This is a genomic window from Aliikangiella aequoris (genome assembly GCF_053709105.1).
Genome location: NZ_CM132298.1, coordinates 1,039,404 through 1,055,363 on the forward strand (window position 1 = coordinate 1,039,404; position 15,960 = coordinate 1,055,363).

General features: G+C 40.9%; 16 protein-coding genes and 2 tRNA genes. 5 read left to right on the forward strand and 13 right to left on the reverse strand.

Translation table 11 applies throughout. The features are described from left to right. Positions 1 to 512: 512 nt before the first annotated feature. Genes ACUR5C_RS04570 through ACUR5C_RS04585 form a run of 4 tightly spaced genes read right to left on the reverse strand, consistent with a single transcriptional unit; the run spans position 513 to position 2,119 of the window. Entirely contained in the window at positions 513 to 1,235 is a 723-nt protein-coding gene (locus tag ACUR5C_RS04570; protein ID WP_454467182.1) for an SEL1-like repeat protein, read from the reverse strand. Further along, entirely contained in the window at positions 1,225 to 1,674 is a 450-nt protein-coding gene (locus tag ACUR5C_RS04575) for a DUF8616 domain-containing protein (RefSeq protein WP_454467183.1), read from the reverse strand. The genes ACUR5C_RS04570 and ACUR5C_RS04575 overlap by 11 nt, the downstream gene beginning before the upstream one ends. Then, entirely contained in the window at positions 1,640 to 1,855 is a 216-nt protein-coding gene (locus ACUR5C_RS04580) for a hypothetical protein (RefSeq protein ID WP_454467184.1), read from the reverse strand. The genes ACUR5C_RS04575 and ACUR5C_RS04580 overlap by 35 nt, the downstream gene beginning before the upstream one ends. A 24-nt stretch (positions 1,856 to 1,879) precedes the next feature. Further along, complete coding sequence (locus ACUR5C_RS04585) at positions 1,880 to 2,119, reverse strand: hypothetical protein (RefSeq protein WP_454467185.1); 240 nt, start codon at positions 2,117 to 2,119, stop codon at positions 1,880 to 1,882. A 417-nt stretch (positions 2,120 to 2,536) separates the two neighbouring features. Between ACUR5C_RS04585 and ACUR5C_RS04590 the strand changes: the two genes are divergently transcribed. Beyond that, positions 2,537 to 2,782, forward strand: coding sequence for a DUF2164 domain-containing protein (locus ACUR5C_RS04590; protein WP_454467186.1), 246 nt, complete (start codon positions 2,537 to 2,539; stop codon positions 2,780 to 2,782). 482 nt (positions 2,783 to 3,264) lie between these two features. Here ACUR5C_RS04590 and ACUR5C_RS04595 read toward each other — a convergent pair. The 9 genes from ACUR5C_RS04595 to ACUR5C_RS04635 all read right to left on the reverse strand — a co-directional run bounded on the left by ACUR5C_RS04595 (position 3,265) and on the right by ACUR5C_RS04635 (position 11,054). Continuing rightward, positions 3,265 to 3,341, reverse strand: a tRNA-Met gene (locus tag ACUR5C_RS04595). A gap of 187 nt (positions 3,342 to 3,528) precedes the next feature. After that, positions 3,529 to 4,620: a redox-regulated ATPase YchF gene (ychF, locus tag ACUR5C_RS04600; RefSeq protein WP_454467187.1), complete on the reverse strand. Its 1,092-nt coding sequence runs from the start codon at positions 4,618 to 4,620 to the stop codon at positions 3,529 to 3,531. A gap of 190 nt (positions 4,621 to 4,810) precedes the next feature. Further along, positions 4,811 to 5,395: an aminoacyl-tRNA hydrolase gene (gene pth / locus ACUR5C_RS04605; protein WP_454467188.1), complete on the reverse strand. Its 585-nt coding sequence runs from the start codon at positions 5,393 to 5,395 to the stop codon at positions 4,811 to 4,813. 43 nt (positions 5,396 to 5,438) lie between these two features. Next, a complete protein-coding gene (locus ACUR5C_RS04610; protein WP_454467189.1) occupies positions 5,439 to 6,068 on the reverse strand; it encodes a 50S ribosomal protein L25/general stress protein Ctc in 630 nt (209 codons plus the stop codon). 354 nt (positions 6,069 to 6,422) lie between these two features. After that, positions 6,423 to 7,370, reverse strand: coding sequence for a ribose-phosphate pyrophosphokinase (locus tag ACUR5C_RS04615; RefSeq protein ID WP_454467190.1), 948 nt, complete (start codon positions 7,368 to 7,370; stop codon positions 6,423 to 6,425). Between the two features lie 150 nt (positions 7,371 to 7,520). Then, positions 7,521 to 7,595, reverse strand: a tRNA-Gln gene (locus ACUR5C_RS04620). Positions 7,596 to 7,603: 8 nt separating this feature from the next. Continuing rightward, positions 7,604 to 8,467, reverse strand: a complete 864-nt coding sequence (ispE, locus tag ACUR5C_RS04625) for a 4-(cytidine 5'-diphospho)-2-C-methyl-D-erythritol kinase (RefSeq protein WP_454467191.1) — start codon at positions 8,465 to 8,467, stop codon at positions 7,604 to 7,606. A 10-nt stretch (positions 8,468 to 8,477) separates the two neighbouring features. Continuing rightward, entirely contained in the window at positions 8,478 to 9,092 is a 615-nt protein-coding gene (gene lolB / locus ACUR5C_RS04630) for a lipoprotein insertase outer membrane protein LolB (protein WP_454467192.1), read from the reverse strand. Beyond that, positions 9,093 to 11,054 carry a tetratricopeptide repeat protein gene (locus ACUR5C_RS04635; protein WP_454467193.1) on the reverse strand — a complete coding sequence of 654 codons (1,962 nt, stop codon included), beginning with the start codon at positions 11,052 to 11,054 and terminating at the stop codon, positions 9,093 to 9,095. 604 nt (positions 11,055 to 11,658) lie between these two features. Between ACUR5C_RS04635 and hemA the strand changes: the two genes are divergently transcribed. From hemA to ACUR5C_RS04655, 4 genes are all read left to right on the forward strand, one after another. Then, positions 11,659 to 12,981: a glutamyl-tRNA reductase gene (gene hemA, locus ACUR5C_RS04640; protein WP_454467194.1), complete on the forward strand. Its 1,323-nt coding sequence runs from the start codon at positions 11,659 to 11,661 to the stop codon at positions 12,979 to 12,981. A gap of 64 nt (positions 12,982 to 13,045) precedes the next feature. Further along, positions 13,046 to 14,134 carry a peptide chain release factor 1 gene (prfA, locus tag ACUR5C_RS04645; protein ID WP_454467195.1) on the forward strand — a complete coding sequence of 363 codons (1,089 nt, stop codon included), beginning with the start codon at positions 13,046 to 13,048 and terminating at the stop codon, positions 14,132 to 14,134. Between the two features lie 45 nt (positions 14,135 to 14,179). Next, positions 14,180 to 15,061: a peptide chain release factor N(5)-glutamine methyltransferase gene (prmC, locus tag ACUR5C_RS04650; RefSeq protein WP_454467196.1), complete on the forward strand. Its 882-nt coding sequence runs from the start codon at positions 14,180 to 14,182 to the stop codon at positions 15,059 to 15,061. 16 nt (positions 15,062 to 15,077) lie between these two features. Continuing rightward, positions 15,078 to 15,833, forward strand: coding sequence for a HesA/MoeB/ThiF family protein (locus ACUR5C_RS04655; RefSeq protein WP_454467197.1), 756 nt, complete (start codon positions 15,078 to 15,080; stop codon positions 15,831 to 15,833). Positions 15,834 to 15,960: the final 127 nt, after the last annotated feature.

Consider the following 15,960-nt stretch of genomic DNA (forward strand, 5'->3'; position numbering starts at 1 on the left):
CAACGTATTCACCAGTGCTCAAAGGCTATAATGAAAATCAAGCTTTTTCTTAACAGGTAAGCTACGGACTGAATTTCAGTATAATACAGTTGAACATTTTTCGATTAAGAATACTAGGACAGCCATAACTATTTCTTAATACTATCTTGTAATACCATAATCAGTTTATCTGGAGACTAGTGTTTTCTTAATTTTAATATCTAACTACAATAATTCCTGAATGAATCTAATTCGATAAAATTGTTCTCATCAAACGCAGAGAAGGGCGCTTTAAACTTATGTTTTGGTGTTGTAGTATTACGCAGGTATGAAAATGGATGTCCTGTATTTTTTTGCAAATATATTTGTGTCAAATTTTTATAGATAATTACCAGTTTAATTTTCTTATCAATGAAGTGTCGGATTATGATATGCCATACTCGCTTGAAATCCACTTTTTATAGAGTTAAGGTAAATATAAGTCTTGCAGTAAAAAGGGGACATTATGGAGGCGCCCATATATGTCCCTTTTTTCAATTCTCTTGCTTTACAGTTTCTAAATACTTCACAAGTTGCGGCATCCATATCTGCCACTTTTTACTTTGAGAAACTTTAAACTTCCACTTTGAAACAATCTTTATCAATTCTGAAACTTCAGCGAGACTTCTAGCTTGCAGGAACTCATCTAATTTTAAGCTTACACGATTCCAACTTTCTGAACTTGAATCAATACTCTCCATCAAAAAAAAATAAAGTATTGCTTTTTCAGCATCGGTTGTTTTGTTTAGATATGTTTCATTCCCCAACAACTCTAGTGCGGCTGAAAAATCGGCTTTAAATGACGCCTCATGGAAATACTTAAAAGCAAGCTTTTCATCTTTTACAACAAGGCTGCCTGTTTTATAAAGCTCACCTAACATTGAAAGTGCTCCAACATGACCACTAGCAATAAGCTCTTTAAGTACCTCTATAGTTTGTCGGCTTTCGAGAGCGCGTAGCTTAATTGCTAAACGATATCCGGCGCCAATATCGCCATTATGCCAACGGCAACGCAACTCTTTTTCTGTTACTGAAGGATTTATATGGCCATTATGGGTAGTTGACGCGCTACCTTCATTAGCTATAATCTCTTCACATTTATCATCTCGATATTTTTCATCATCACTAATACTATGAGAATTATTGGCGAAGGTGGCACCAATAAAAATTAAACTATATATAACCCAGTTAAATAAAATACGCTTATTACTCTCCATCAGGATAAAACCCCACAAATTTTCCACCATTAACGTCCCGGTCTCCGTTTTGATAAAAACCTAAGTATACATTGGGAGCATAAACAAAAGATCCTGAAAGTATTGAAAGCTGTTGAGCGAAACTATTATATCCTGAACCTGTATTACAAGACCAAAGCCTAATAGGGATACCTTTCTTCCAGTTAGGGTGATTTTGTATTTCTTTCCACAGATTTTCTGCTCGCATTTCAACAAAAGGTGAGTTCTTTTGCATTATGGTATTATCTCCGTGCTCCCCCCCGACATCAAAAACGTCGGAACTGGTTTTTATATTTGAAAAGAAACCTATTTCTTCCTCGGCTTGATGCTTTGCTTCTTCATTAAACACCCTAGAAAATGCCGCTGTCACAGCCCCATTCGCGAATTTACCTCCGGTAATCACCGAAAGTAGTACCGCCAAGTATCGATGCCGATAATACTCGCCCTTCAGAGGCCGGTAAATTATCTATAGTTTTCGAAAAGGCTTGAGTTACACCCGCCGCGGCAAACCCATTACCAAAATGACCACCATTTAACTTTGCCATCACTCCACCAGCAGCGGCATGAGCTAAAACTCTCCCTATCTGTTGCGCTATGCTCAAAGCATAGCTGCTTAAAGATGACTTTTATGCGTCAAGCGAGCTTTTACCATTTTTTAAAGCCTGAGAATAAGCATTGTTGAAATTACTGTATTTTACACTTTCAAAAAAAGTACCGATACCATGAAATATGCCAGCACTAACCGCGCCGTTTATGATGCCTTTCAAACTCCCTGTTGCCATAGCGCCAGATAATGCTCCAACACCAATAGCTTGCAAAAAAGTACAAGCGCCAGCACACAACCCAATATTTAAACCGATAGCCACAATTTGACGCCAGTGCTTTTAAATGACTTAAAAAAAGAGCCCACTAGGGGCAGTATAACTTAATGGGATATTTAGTACATATGAATAGAGATTCATACTCTGAATGAATATCAGTGAATATCAGGACAGCCATAACTATTTCTTAATACTATCTTGTAATACCATAGTCAGTTCTGCTGGAGACTAGTGTTTTCTTAACTTTAATATCTAGCCACTATATGTCCTGAATGAATCTAATTCGATAAAGTTATTCTCATCAAACACAGAGAAGGGTGCTTTAAACTTATGTTTTGGTGTTGTAGTATTACGCAGGATTAGAGATGGAAGTCCCAATGTTCGAGTAACTTAAACTGACCCAAATAAAGTAGCTGAATTGATTTCCATAGTTTACATTAGGTAAATAGACAGATAGATGATATGAGTGAGATAAAATTCTCCAGAGATGAAACCGATCGAATTGTCGGCAAAGTAAAAGATTACTTTAATGATGAGCTAGATCAAGATATTGGTAATTTTGAGGCGGAATTTTTGATTGATTTTTTCGCAAAGGAAATTGGTCCTTATTTTTATAATCGTGGTCTTAGTGACGCTCAAGTGTTGTTTACAGAAAAGTCTGAAGAAGTTGTCTATCTGGTTCAAGAGTTGGAAAAAGCAACAGACTAAAAGTGGGGGCTCTATAATTAATATTTCACTCTAGTTACTCAAGTACACCACTGAATCTAGCTCTCCAATATATAGCATTGCTAAACCTTAGAAAATAAAATCAATGGCGCTGATTCGCGTAAACTTGCAGTCGAATGTCCGCAATTGAGCGAATTAAGGTAAAGCTTTAAAATCAGCGATACAAAGCCCGCTTAAGGCTCAGAACTAATTTTCAAGGTTTCACTCAGAATAATCCCTTCACAAAATTTACTGTACTTTGATTTACGGTCTAAAAACAGATTTTATTTGGACTTGCGGTGGACTTGCGGTGGACTTGCGAGATTGCATCATAAAATGCCTAAGGGATTTTATGCCCCTGCGGGCTTGCTCAACAGCGCTGCGTGGTTAGTTGCAGTACAACTGATGAACCAAGGGTGCTTCATATCAAACGCCTTTTCTACAGATATAAAAAAACCCGCGAAAGATGCGGGTTTATTTATATATGGTAGCAAGGAGTGGATTTGAACCACCGACCCCATCATTATGAGTGATGTGCTCTAACCAACTGAGCTACCTTGCCATAATTCTGTGTTTCTATTCTTGATATCTTGGTCAAGACTCAAGAGGCGCGTATTTTCCTGTTTAGTCGGGGATTTGTCAACACTCAAACCCCGATTTTATTGATTATTTTTAGTCAGACCCTAAAGGCGGTTAAAGCTTGTGCAAAGTGACTTGCTTTAACCTTAATAAGGCTGCGTAAAATGCGCTTATACGTTAAATCTAAAGTGAATAACGTCACCGTCTTTCACAATGTAGTCTTTGCCTTCTAAACGCCATTTACCGGCTTCTTTAGCGCCTGCTTCACCGTTGTTGGCAATATAATCATCATAAGCAACAACTTCTGCGCGAATAAAGCCTTTTTCAAAGTCGGTATGAATTACGCCTGCTGCGTTAGGTGCAGTTGCATTTACTGGAATAGTCCATGCTCTTACTTCTTTAACCCCAGCAGTAAAGTAGGTGTGTAAGTCTAAAAGCTCGTAACCGGCGCGTATTACTCGGTTTAGCCCTGGCTCAGACAACCCCATTTCTTCTAGAAATTCTTGTTGCTCGTCTTTTTCTAATCCGGCTATTTCAGACTCCATAGAAGCACATACCGCCACTATGCTGGCTTTTTCTTTGGCTGCTAACTCGGTGACTTGGTCTAAGAATGGGTTGTTTTCAAAGCCGTCTTCACTCACGTTGGCAATATACATGGTTGGTTTGCTGGTGATCATTTGCATTTTAGAGACAACTTTCCATTCGTCTTCGTCCCAATCACCGGCACGAATGGGTTGGCCGTCATCGAGTAATGTTTTGCATTTTTCTAAAATAACCAGCATTGCTTTTGCGTCTTTGTCACCGCTTTTAGCGACCTTAGTATTTTTAAGTATCTGTTTTTCAACGGACTCAAGGTCAGCAAGTGCTAACTCTGTATTGATTACGTCAATATCATCGAGTGGATCTATCTTATTTTCAACGTGAATCACGTCGTCATTTTCAAAGCAGCGTACAACATGAGCAATTGCATCTGTCGCGCGAATATTACCTAAAAACTGATTACCTAAACCTTCACCTTTCGATGCGCCTTTAACTAAGCCAGCAATATCAACAAATTCCATTGTGGTTGGCAGGATTTTTTCTGGATTAACAATTGCCGCTAATGCGTCTAAACGTTCGTCTGGTACTGGCACTACACCTGTGTTTGGCTCAATAGTACAAAAAGGATAGTTTTGCGCGTCAATGCCTGCATCTGTTAACGCGTTGAATAAGGTTGATTTGCCAACATTAGGTAAACCGACGATGCCACATTTAAAACCCATGATATATACTCCAATTAGTACTTGAAGTTGCGGTAATTTTGCTTTTCTGGCGAAAATTTACCCCAACAAATAATAGTTTTGTTGCTTTTTATAAAAGCTAACTCATTGAAAACATTTATTTTGTTTTAATAAGTCATTAATTACGTAATGGCTAACGGTATTTTGATTAGCCTAGCCTTAAAATGTTTGTTTAGGCTTTAAAGGCATGCATTGATTGCATGACTTTTGCGTGTTCGCCACTGACAATATCGGGGGTGTGGCGTAATGCTTCATCTATACTTTCTTCAATTTGTCTTTGTTGAGCTTGCGGTGCTTTACCTAGCACAAAGTCTGAAACTTGATTTTTGTTGCCTGGGTGACCTATGCCAATGCGCAGCCGGTAAAAATCTTTGTTATTGGCTAATGATTTAATGATATCTCTTAGTCCATTATGACCACCATGACCGCCCGATTGCTTTAATTTGACCAAACCAGGCTCAATATCAAGTTCGTCATGTGCTACTAGAATTTCATCGGGAAGAATTTTATAAAAGGTGGCGAGTGCACCGACTGATTTGCCACTTAAATTCATAAAGGTATTGGGAATTAATAAACGAACATCTTTATTCGCGATTAATCCGCGCCCAGTAACACCAAAAAACTTAGTTTCTAGCTGAAGTGGAATTGAGTAGGCTTGTGCCAATGCTTCTACGTACCAAGCACCTGCATTATGTCGGGTCTGAGAATATTGAGGGCCCGGATTTCCGAGCCCTACAATGAGTTTTATTGCTGTCATATGACTTTAAAATAGTTGCTAGTAGCCGCCTATTTTAACAAAATTACTCTGCTGAATCTTCCGATTCTTCGGCACTATCTTCTTCTTTAGCCGCTTTACCTTTGTGAATAGTCACGATAGCTTGATCGTGGTCTTCACCGTGGCTTAGCTCAACTAATTCAACGCCTTTAGGCATTTTAATGTCAGATAAGTGAACTACTTGATCCATTTCTAAGTCAGCTAAATCAACTTCGATGAACTCAGGAAGGTCTTTTGGTAAACAAGCGATTTCAACCGTAGTGAAAGAGTGGTTTATAACCCCACCAGCTTTAACACCTGGGCAACTTGCTTCATTTAAGAAGTGAAGTGGTACTGCAGTGTGTAGCTTTTCATTCGCTTTAACGCGCATAAAGTCAACGTGGTTGATTTTTGGCTTGTATGGGTGACGTTGCATGTCTTTTAAGATAACTTTTTCTGACTTGCCGCCAATTTTTAAAGTTAAAATGTGCGAGTAAAAAGCTTCTTCTTCAAGGTGCTTTAAAATCTCTGGGTGGCTGATCGTAATTGACTGTGGCTTTTTACCAGCGCCATAAACGATGCCTGGGATTTTGTCTTCTAGACGACGTAGGCGGCGGCTCGCACCTTTCCCCATGTCTTCACGAAGCTCTGCATTTACTTCAAATGATTCGCTCATTGTGTTTCTCCAAAATAGAATGTTGTTCCTTGACCGCGACCAGACAAGGACTTGCTCATTAGCTCTTAATTGCGGTTAACTCTAAGAGTTAGGCTTAAACTAAGTTAGCTAAATTGAGTCGTTTCCCCATTAAAATGGGCGGCGAATTATAAGTGAGGATAGGGGGCAAGTGCAAGGATTTAGGCGAGTTTATGTTAATAACTGGGTATATTTACAACAACTAAACCGCTTGGGCATCTTTGTGGCCATTAAAACCCAAAACACGGCAGTAGATGCCGTGTTTTAGTGAGAGATGGCAAGGCGTTAAACAATGGGTTAGCGGCTTGCCAATATTTGTGCTGATTAATCGGGTGATTAACCCATAAACATAGTGCTCAGTGACTCTTCTTCATTCACGCGGCGAATTGACTCACCAAGCATTTCAGATAAAGACAGTACCGTAATACGCTCACATTCACGAGCATCTTGAGAAAGCGGAATGGTGTCAGTAATAACAAGCTGATCGAGCACTGAATTATTAATGTTTTCAATCGCTTTGCCAGAAAGTACCGGATGAGTTGCATAAGCTGAAACACTTTTAGCACCATTGGCTTTTAACGCGCCAGCAGCGGTACACAAGGTGCCTGCAGTATCAACCATGTCATCTAAAATAATACAGTCACGACCCGCTACGTCACCAATAATATGCATAACTTCTGATTTATTAGCTTCTGGGCGACGTTTATCAATGATGGCTAACTCGGCATCGTTTAATAATTTGGCAACTGCTCTGGCTCGCACTACACCACCAACGTCGGGTGAAACAACAATCTCATCACCGGTGGCTTTTTGTTGAATATGCTCAATTAAAACCGGAGTGGCGTATACGTTGTCTACTGGAATATCGAAGAAACCTTGAATTTGGTCTGCATGTAAATCAACGGTTAAAACTCGGTTAATGCCAACGACTGCCATCATATCGGCAACGACTTTAGCGCTAATAGGCACCCGGGCACTTCGTACGCGGCGATCTTGACGGGCATAGCCAAAATAGGGCACAACCGCGGTTATTCTGCCTGCAGAAGCGCGGCGTAGTGCGTCGGCCATGACCACTAATTCCATTAAGCTTTCGTTAGTTGGGGCGCAAGTTGATTGAACCACAAAAACATCCATGCCACGAACGTTCTCTAAAATTTCAACCGCAACTTCACCGTCACTAAAACGGCCAACTTTGGCTTTTCCTAGTTCTACGTTAAGGTAGTTTGCGATTTTGCCAGCAAGTTCTGGAGTGGCATTACCGCTAAAGAGCATCATATCAGACATTATTAGACCCCAATCGTCTCTAATGGAATTTATTTGAAGAATGAATTATAAAAGGATAGACCATGCTGATGGCGGTTACTGTTTTTTTATTTTGATAAAAAAGAGCCATCGGGTCACAATAGAGTGTTTAGTTTGATAACTAAAAGAAAATGGCAGGGGTAGCTGGATTCGAACCAACGCATGACGAGATCAAAACCCGTTGCCTTACCGCTTGGCGATACCCCTGTAATTTTTTACTTTAGCAGTTGGATGTGAGTTGGTGATTTATTCACCCCTTTGGCTACAAAGTGTGGCCATTCACATCGGGTCGCTATTCTACGCATTTCTTGCTCATTGTCAAAGGCTAAAAACACACAACTTCCACTTCCGGTCATTCTAGCTGAAGAATTGAACTGTTGCAGCCAATTAATCACTTGAGCAACCTCTGGAAACTGCTTACATGCAACTGCTTGCATGGTGTTAATACCTTTAAAAGGTAGCTCCAGTGCGTTGAAGTCGCGTATTTTGATGGCTTTGCTATTTCTTGTCAACAAAGAATTTGAAAAAATTTTCTGAGTGGAAATATGACACCCTGGGTTGACCACTAAATACCACGCTTGGGGTACTTCTATGGGGGTTAAAATTTCACCAATACCTTCCACAAACGCGGTGTCACCCATAACAAAAACAGGTACATCAGCGCCTAAGCTGAGCCCCATATGGGCTAATTGTTGGAGCGGAATGTTGAGCTCCCATTGATGATTTAAGGCTAAAAGCGTAGTTGCTGCGTTAGAGCTGCCACCGCCTACACCACCACCAAAAGGTAGGCGCTTTGTTAACTCAATGGTTGCACCTAATTGGGGGCGATTTAAATTGTCACGGGCGTACTGCTGAATTAAGCGGGCCGCTTTAACAATTAAGTTGTCGCTAGTATTTAGCTCTGCAATATCACAATGAAATTTAATTTGTGGGGTTTGGTTTACTGTGATGTGAATATCGTCGCCATAATCAAGCATTTGAAAGACGCTTTGTAGAAGGTGATAACCGTCTTGTCTTTGGCCGGTTATGTGTAAAAATAAATTGAGTTTGGCTGGACTTAACCAGGTGCGTGTCTGCATAAAACCTTACTTAACTCGATTGTGGGAAGAATTCCCAGTCTCTAATAACAATTTTTAGTTTCATTTGAGGGTGCTTGGCTTTGATCATTTTAGGCATTTTAAAGCCTAGATAATCTTGGTAGCGAGAAAACTCGACTTGCCAGCCATTTAATGCCACGGTTTTTAATTGGCCAATTTCATTCAAATACACTTGCTCTCCCGCTAGGTTCGAGGGCAGCCCTTTAATCCAGTAGCTCAGTGCTTTTAATGGAAAGTCCCAGCCTAAAGACTGGTACAAGAGTTGCTCGGCATCTTGGTGATAAAAGGTTTGTTCATCAGGTAAGGCTAACTTTGCCGAGTGTCCGTTTTGAGTCAAATGAGCATAAGTAATGCCAAAAGTGCCGTAAACATGAAAGTCGAAATCTTGCTCGTGTGTGGTCCAGTCTAAGGTTGCTGCGACGTTGTCTTCTGAGGTAATGACACTAATTCTTGCTTGTACTTGCCAATGTTTGATTTGGGCTAGGCTGTGCCCACGGGCTGATAAACTTGCTTTTTTAGTTGCGCCACAGCCGGTTAGCAAAGTCATTAGGAGAATGCTGATTATCAGGCCACCTTGTGATAGTGGCCATCGCTTTGTTTGAATCAATTAAAGCTCCACATTCAATCGCTTAAGCGTTTTGATTAAAACGCTATTGGTTGGATCGATAGCTTTACCACGCTGCCAAACATGAATTGCTAATTCTTTTTTGTCGCTCACCCATAGTGCTTCTCCTAAATGCGCAGCAATATCTGCACTTGGCGACAGCTTAAATGCACGGGTTAAATACACAATAGACTCAGCGATATTGCCCTTTCTAAATTCTAACCAACCCTTACTGTCGATAACGGCTGGATTTTGGGGTAAGCCATCGTAAGCGCTTTGAACCAAAGTTTCAGCTAAGTCGAGCTGCTGGTTTTGATCAACTAAGGTATAACCTAGTGCATTTTTAATATTAAGATCATCAGGGTGTTGTTTTACCAGCTCTTTTAATTCTGCGATCATTTCGTCAAACAGGCCTAAAGGTTCTTTGTATAAGGTGCGGGCATATAAAAGTGCCTTGTCTTGCGGCTTTTGTTTTAATGCCTGATTTATCCACTCTATGGCGCGCTCGGCATAGCCATTGTTATTGATGAGTGCCGCTGCGGCTAAATTAAATCGATCTCTTTTTTCTGGGTTTTCAATTAGCGCCAGTGCCGATTTTAATTGTGCGATTAGTTCATCGGGTTTGCTGGTAAGTTGATATATTTCAATCTTTTTTAGGATTAGCGCTAAGTTATCAGGTGATTGTTGTAAAGCCGCTTGGAGTTTTTGCTTGGCTGCGTCGCGACTTTTGTATTGATTTAAAATATCTACTTCGGCACTTACAAGTTGAATTGCTTCATTATCTGACAGCTCTTGCGCGGTGCGTAAAACCGAAAGTGCGGCGTCTACTTGTTGGTTTTCGGCGTAAATATGAGCCGCTTGTATTTTAGCAGGGACCATTAAGCGGCCTTGTTGAACATTTAAAAAGCACTCAAGTGCCGCGTCAGATAGGTTGAGCTTTAATGCCGAATCACCACAATAAAACGCTGCGGTATCTGACTCGTGGTTGCCAGTAGCGAGTTTGGAGAAAAGTTGAAATGCGGTTTCAAAGTCATTTTGCGCGTATGCACTGGCCGCAAGCAAGTAGCGGGCTCGCTCATCGTTAGGGTGTTTATTTAGCCAGTCGGTAAAGTGAGCTTGCGCGGCGCTAAAGTCACGCAAGTCATATAAAAGCTGACCTAACAAATGACTAATTTCGGCCCAGGTAGGGTTTTGATCAAACAATTCAGTTAAATAGTAGCGTGCTTTATCGTCTTGCCTTAGCTGAAATAGGATTTGAGTTTTTACCCTAATCGCAGGTAAAAAGTCGGCGCGAATCTCTAAAGCTTGAGAAATTCGGTTGAGCGCTTGATTAAGAATATTTTTGGGGCGCTTATTGCTGGAGGAAAGCGACATGATAAATTTAGCTTGCGCGGTCATTACTGCGACTTCGTTAGGAAAAGCTTTATCGAGTGAGCGAATAAAATTAAAAGCTTCTCTGGGTTCAAGGTCGAGTATTTCTGCATTAAGAATGGCAAAGCGCGACTCACTCTCAGTCACAATGTTGAATAATTGGGTGGCGGTTTCTACTCCGGCCGCAATATTTTGTTGCTCGATTTGGGCTCGCATTAAAAGCACTAAAGCCTCTTGCGACTGCGGCTCTATGCCAAGCCAAATATTGGCGGCTTGTTCTAAACCGAGTGGGTCTTCTATTGCCAGAGCGGCATCGATGCTTTTTTCTACAAATACTTTTTGTTTAGATAAGTCTGCAGCAAACAAGTAATAACTCATCGCGCTTTGATGATCTTGTTGTTGAGCTGCTAAATCGCCGGCCAAAATAGCTTCATATAAGTCGGCTTTTTGGCGCGGGCTGAGCTGGTCTGTTGCTTGTAAGTGATATTCTGACTGCGCGGTTTTAAACACTTCGCCAGACTGGGTGGCACACCCAAACAACAACGTGCTCACTGCTGCGGCAATAACCGCTTTGTTACCAAATTTTAAATTCATATTATGATTATTTGCCTCTTTAACTGGCATTCAAACGAATAAATCAAATAAGCAACATCAAAAGGCACTATAAGGCCATTTAAATTGCAAAAGTTAATGGTGTTTCTAAAATTCTACCTACTTTAATCGATTAACCGGTTATTCTCTATTAAGTCAATCTATTTTGTCGGCTTAATTTTAGTTGCTAATCCCCTAAATGGTAACAAATACAGATAAATAAAGCTCTACGTTAAAAAATATGCGTTTTGCGATGCGCCTCTGGTATAATCCGGCAGCTCATTTAACCCTAAACTTATCCTGCTAGCTTTAAACTTAAGCTAATTTAGCCGAATTGTTGGGGTTAAGACGTATATTTTGCCAATTAGTTGCATTTGATTTGCCACGATAAGGCTTTAATCGGTTAGCAGTTAGCAATGGTTTAGTCATTATAAAGCTATTATATTCAATAAGTTAGTAAGGTTTAAAAACCTTCTGGAAACTCAATAGGCCACTTAATTCGCTATGCAGTTAGTTTGTAACACTTTAATACTTAATTTCTATCATTTAGGTTCATTCAAGTTGCGAATGACTGTTGATAACGCCAATAATTTGTAGCGACTGCCTCATGCCTGTTTTTTTATTTGGAATTAACCACAAAACTGCGCCTGTCGAAATTCGAGAGAAAGTTGCTTTCGCGCCAGATTCAATTACTCAGTCTCTAAAAAAGATTAAATCAGATTTAAACTTAGATGAAGTGGCGATAGTTTCTACTTGTAACCGCATGGAAATATTATGCCGTTTGCAGCCAAGCACGGAGAGTTCAAAGTCGCCGCAGGCCGCTGATTCTAACAAAATAAACTATTCCAAGTTAGATCAGCAATTAATTACTTGGCTAGCGGAATATCACCATTTAAGCCCCCAACAAATAGAGCAATGTTGTTATACCCATGCCAATGAAGACGCGATTAACCATATCATGAGTGTGGCTTGTGGCTTAGATTCAATGGTGTTAGGTGAGCCGCAAATATTAGGGCAAGTAAAAGAAGCTTATGGTTATGCCAAGCTAGCGCAAACCAATGGCGTTTATTTAAACCGCTTGTTTGAGCAAACATTTTCATTGGCAAAGCAAGTAAGAACAGATACCCAAATTGGAGAGAGTGCGGTTTCAGTTGCCTACGCGGCGGTCACTCTTGCGAAACGTATATTTGCAGACTTTGCGCCGATAAAAGCTTTGTTTATTGGCGCAGGTGAAACCATTGAGTTAGCTGCTCGGCATTTGTCGCGCCAAGGGGTAACCCAAATGAGTGTTGCTAATCGTACCGTAGAAAGAGCACAAAATCTCGCGCAAGAGTTTAATGCTAAAGCTTACGGTTTAAGTGCGATTCCCGAACTAGTGGCCGAAGCCGATATTATTATTAGTAGTACTGCAAGCCCAGTGCCTGTTATCGGTAAAGGCTTAATGGAACAAGCAATAAAAAAGCGCAAACATAGGCCAGTATTTATGGTGGACCTTGCCGTACCACGCGATATAGAGTCGCAAGTGGGAGAGCTTAGCGATGTGTACTTGTATACGGTAGACGATATGCAAGACGTGATTAAAGAAAATTTAAAAGTTCGCGAAGAAGCCGCGCTTGAAGCGCAGGATATTATTCAACTGCATGGTCGAAAGTATTTGGAATGGATTCAATCTTTGTCTACCATTTCTGTATTAAAGGCGTTTCGATCGAGTATTGAAGCAATTAAAGCGGAAGAGCTTAAAAGGGCTTTGGGTAAGCTTAATCAGCAAGATGATGCCGAACAGTTGCTATTGGAATTTGCAAACCGGCTAACTAAAAAGTTTATGCATTCGCCCAGCAAATTAATCCGCGAAGCAGGCCAAACAGGGCAAACCCAAGTGCTAAAAGTTTTGTCTGAGGCATTTGACTTAAAACAAAAGAATGAAGACTAAATAAGCAGATAGAGCTTTAGTTGCTCACTGACTTAACTATTATAAGAGATTAACAAGGTAACTTATGAAAGACTCAATATTAAAAAAGCTAGAAGCTTTAGCTGAGCGTCACGAAGAAGTCGGTCACTTGCTTGGTGATCCCGAAACAATATCTGATCAAAATAAGTTTAGAGAGTTGTCTAAAGAGTATTCTCAGTTAGAAGAAGTGGTGAATACGTTTAATCAATATCAGCAAATTTTAGAAGATCTAAAATCTGCAGAAGAAATGTTAAAAGATAGTGATCCTGACATGCGAGAAATGGCTGAAGAGGATTATAAAGAAAACAAAAAATTGGTAGAGCCAGTTGAGCTTGAGTTACAAAAACTCTTGTTACCTAAAGATCCAAACGACGATAAAAATATCTTTTTAGAAGTAAGGGCTGGAACCGGCGGAGATGAAGCGGCAATTTTTGTTGGCGATTTATTCCGTATGTATAGCCGTTTTGCTGAAAAGAATCGTTGGCAAATAGAAGTCATGAGCGAAAGCCCCAGTGAACAGGGCGGTTATAAAGAAATTATTTGTAAAATTTCTGGTGAGAATGTTTATTCTAAATTAAAGTTTGAGTCGGGCGCGCACAGAGTCCAACGAGTGCCAGAGACAGAATCACAAGGTCGAATTCATACTTCTGCTTGTACGGTGGCGGTTATGCCCGAAGCTGACGAACTTGATGAGATTGAAATAAACCCAGCAGATTTGCGCATTGATACTTTTAGAGCGTCTGGTGCAGGGGGGCAGCATGTTAATAAAACTGACTCTGCAATTCGAGTAACTCATTTACCAACGGGAACAGTGGTGGAGTGTCAAGATGGTCGCTCGCAACACAAAAATAAAGCCCAAGCATTAAGTGTTTTAAAATCTCGCTTGCTAGCCGCGCAAACTGATGCGGCGCATAGTGAGCAAGCGGAAGCGCGTAAAAGCTTAGTCGGTAGTGGCGACAGAAGTGAGCGCATTAGAACTTACAATTTTCCTCAAGGGCGCATGACTGACCACCGCATAAACCTAACTCTATACAAGTTAGATGAAGTGATGCAAGGCGACCTTGCGCAAGTTGTTGAGCCTTTAGTTAATGAGCATCAAGCGGATCAATTAGCCAGTTTATCCGATAACGATTAAGCTAATTTTTGCGAACGATGGGTTAACTCTAGCTAGAGAAGAGCAATGGAAGCAGCTAACATGACGGTATCTGAAGCGCTTGACTATGCACTCCAAATTTTGCCTAAGGCAACTGATTTGGAGCAACAAGACAGTCGAACCGACGCTGAGTATCTGTTGGCTGAAGCATTGCAGCGCTCCTTTACCTGGTTAAAAACTTGGCCTGATTATTCGTTGTCGCCAGCGCAAGTTAGTCAGTTTAAAATGATGTTAAATCGGCGTGTGCAAGGAGAGCCAATTGCCTATATTATTGGCCACCGTGATTTTTGGAATTTAACTTTAAAAACCAATCCCTCTACATTAATTCCGCGTAGCGACACCGAACTTTTGGTTGAAATCGGGTTAGCGTTACTCGCTTCTTATCAGCAAGCTAACGTGTTAGATTTGGGCACGGGAACGGGGGCTATTGCATTAGCACTTGCTTCTGAGCGCAGCAGTGATAGGCTTTTTGCTTGTGATGTTAATTCCGCTGCAGTTGCTCTCGCTCAGGAAAACCAAAAACTAAACCAACTTAGCAATGTGCAATTTTTTCAAAGTGATTGGTTTACTCAAGTCAATGAGCATTCAGCTGGCTCAAAGTTTCAGCTGATTGTTTCTAACCCCCCATATATAGATCCAAAGGATCCTCACCTGACTCAAGGCGATTTAGTGTTTGAGCCTAACTCTGCTTTAATCGCAGATAAACAAGGGCTAGCCGACATTCAGGTTATATTACAGCAGGCGCCGAAATTTCTGGTAGATGGAGGCTTTATTGCCTTGGAGCATGGTTATAATCAGGGCGAAGCGGTGCGAGAATTAATGAGTCGTTTCAATTATTCAAACATAGAAACTCGCCAAGATTTAGCTGGCTTAGATAGAGTGAGTTTAGCAAGGTTTGACTTAAGCTAAGCTGAGGGCAAAGCCAATGAATGATCAACAATTGCTACATTACAGTCGTCAAATTTTATTGCCGCAAATTGATATTGAAGGTCAGCAGAAACTACTCGATGCGCATGTATTAGTCATTGGGGCTGGTGGATTAGGCTCACCTGTTTGCCTCTATTTAGCCGCTGCTGGCGTAGGTCAAATCACTTTGGTAGACGATGATCAAGTAGAGCAATCAAACCTACAACGCCAAATTGTGCACCAAACCAATGCGGTGGGATTAGATAAAGTGACCTCGGCTAAGCGAACTATAGCGCAAATTGCGCCTCAGTGTGTGGTCAATGGCATTAACCAGAGATTATCTCCAGCAGAATTAGAGGAACAAGTAGCCAAGGTCAACTTAGTGCTAGATTGCTGTGATAATTTCGCGACCCGATTCCTGCTTAACCGGGTGTGCTATCAACATAACACTACGCTTGTTTCTGGCGCTGCCATACGCTGGGAGGGGCAAGTGTCCACCTATACTTATGCCCAAGGCACGCCCTGTTATGAATGTTTGTATGAATCCGATATAAGCACTGATGAAAGCTGCCTACAAAATGGCGTTGTTGCGCCACTTGTCGGTGTTATTGGCTCTATCCAGGCGATGGAAGCAATTAAGTCAATCTGTGCGAGCGGTGAACTGCTTGTAGGACGGCTCCAAATATTTGATGGATTTGCCATGCAATGGCGTAGTATTCAGTTCAAACCTAAGCCAAACTGTCCCGTTTGTGGTGGTGAAAAGCAGCAACATTAAAGCTGAGTTAAGAAAGTAATTAGCTTGGCTATTTTTACATAAAATTACAATAACAGCGCGCTAAATATTGTTGTATAATCGCGATTGGAGATGGGTTTGCCAATTGCTTTATGGCGTAATATTCCTA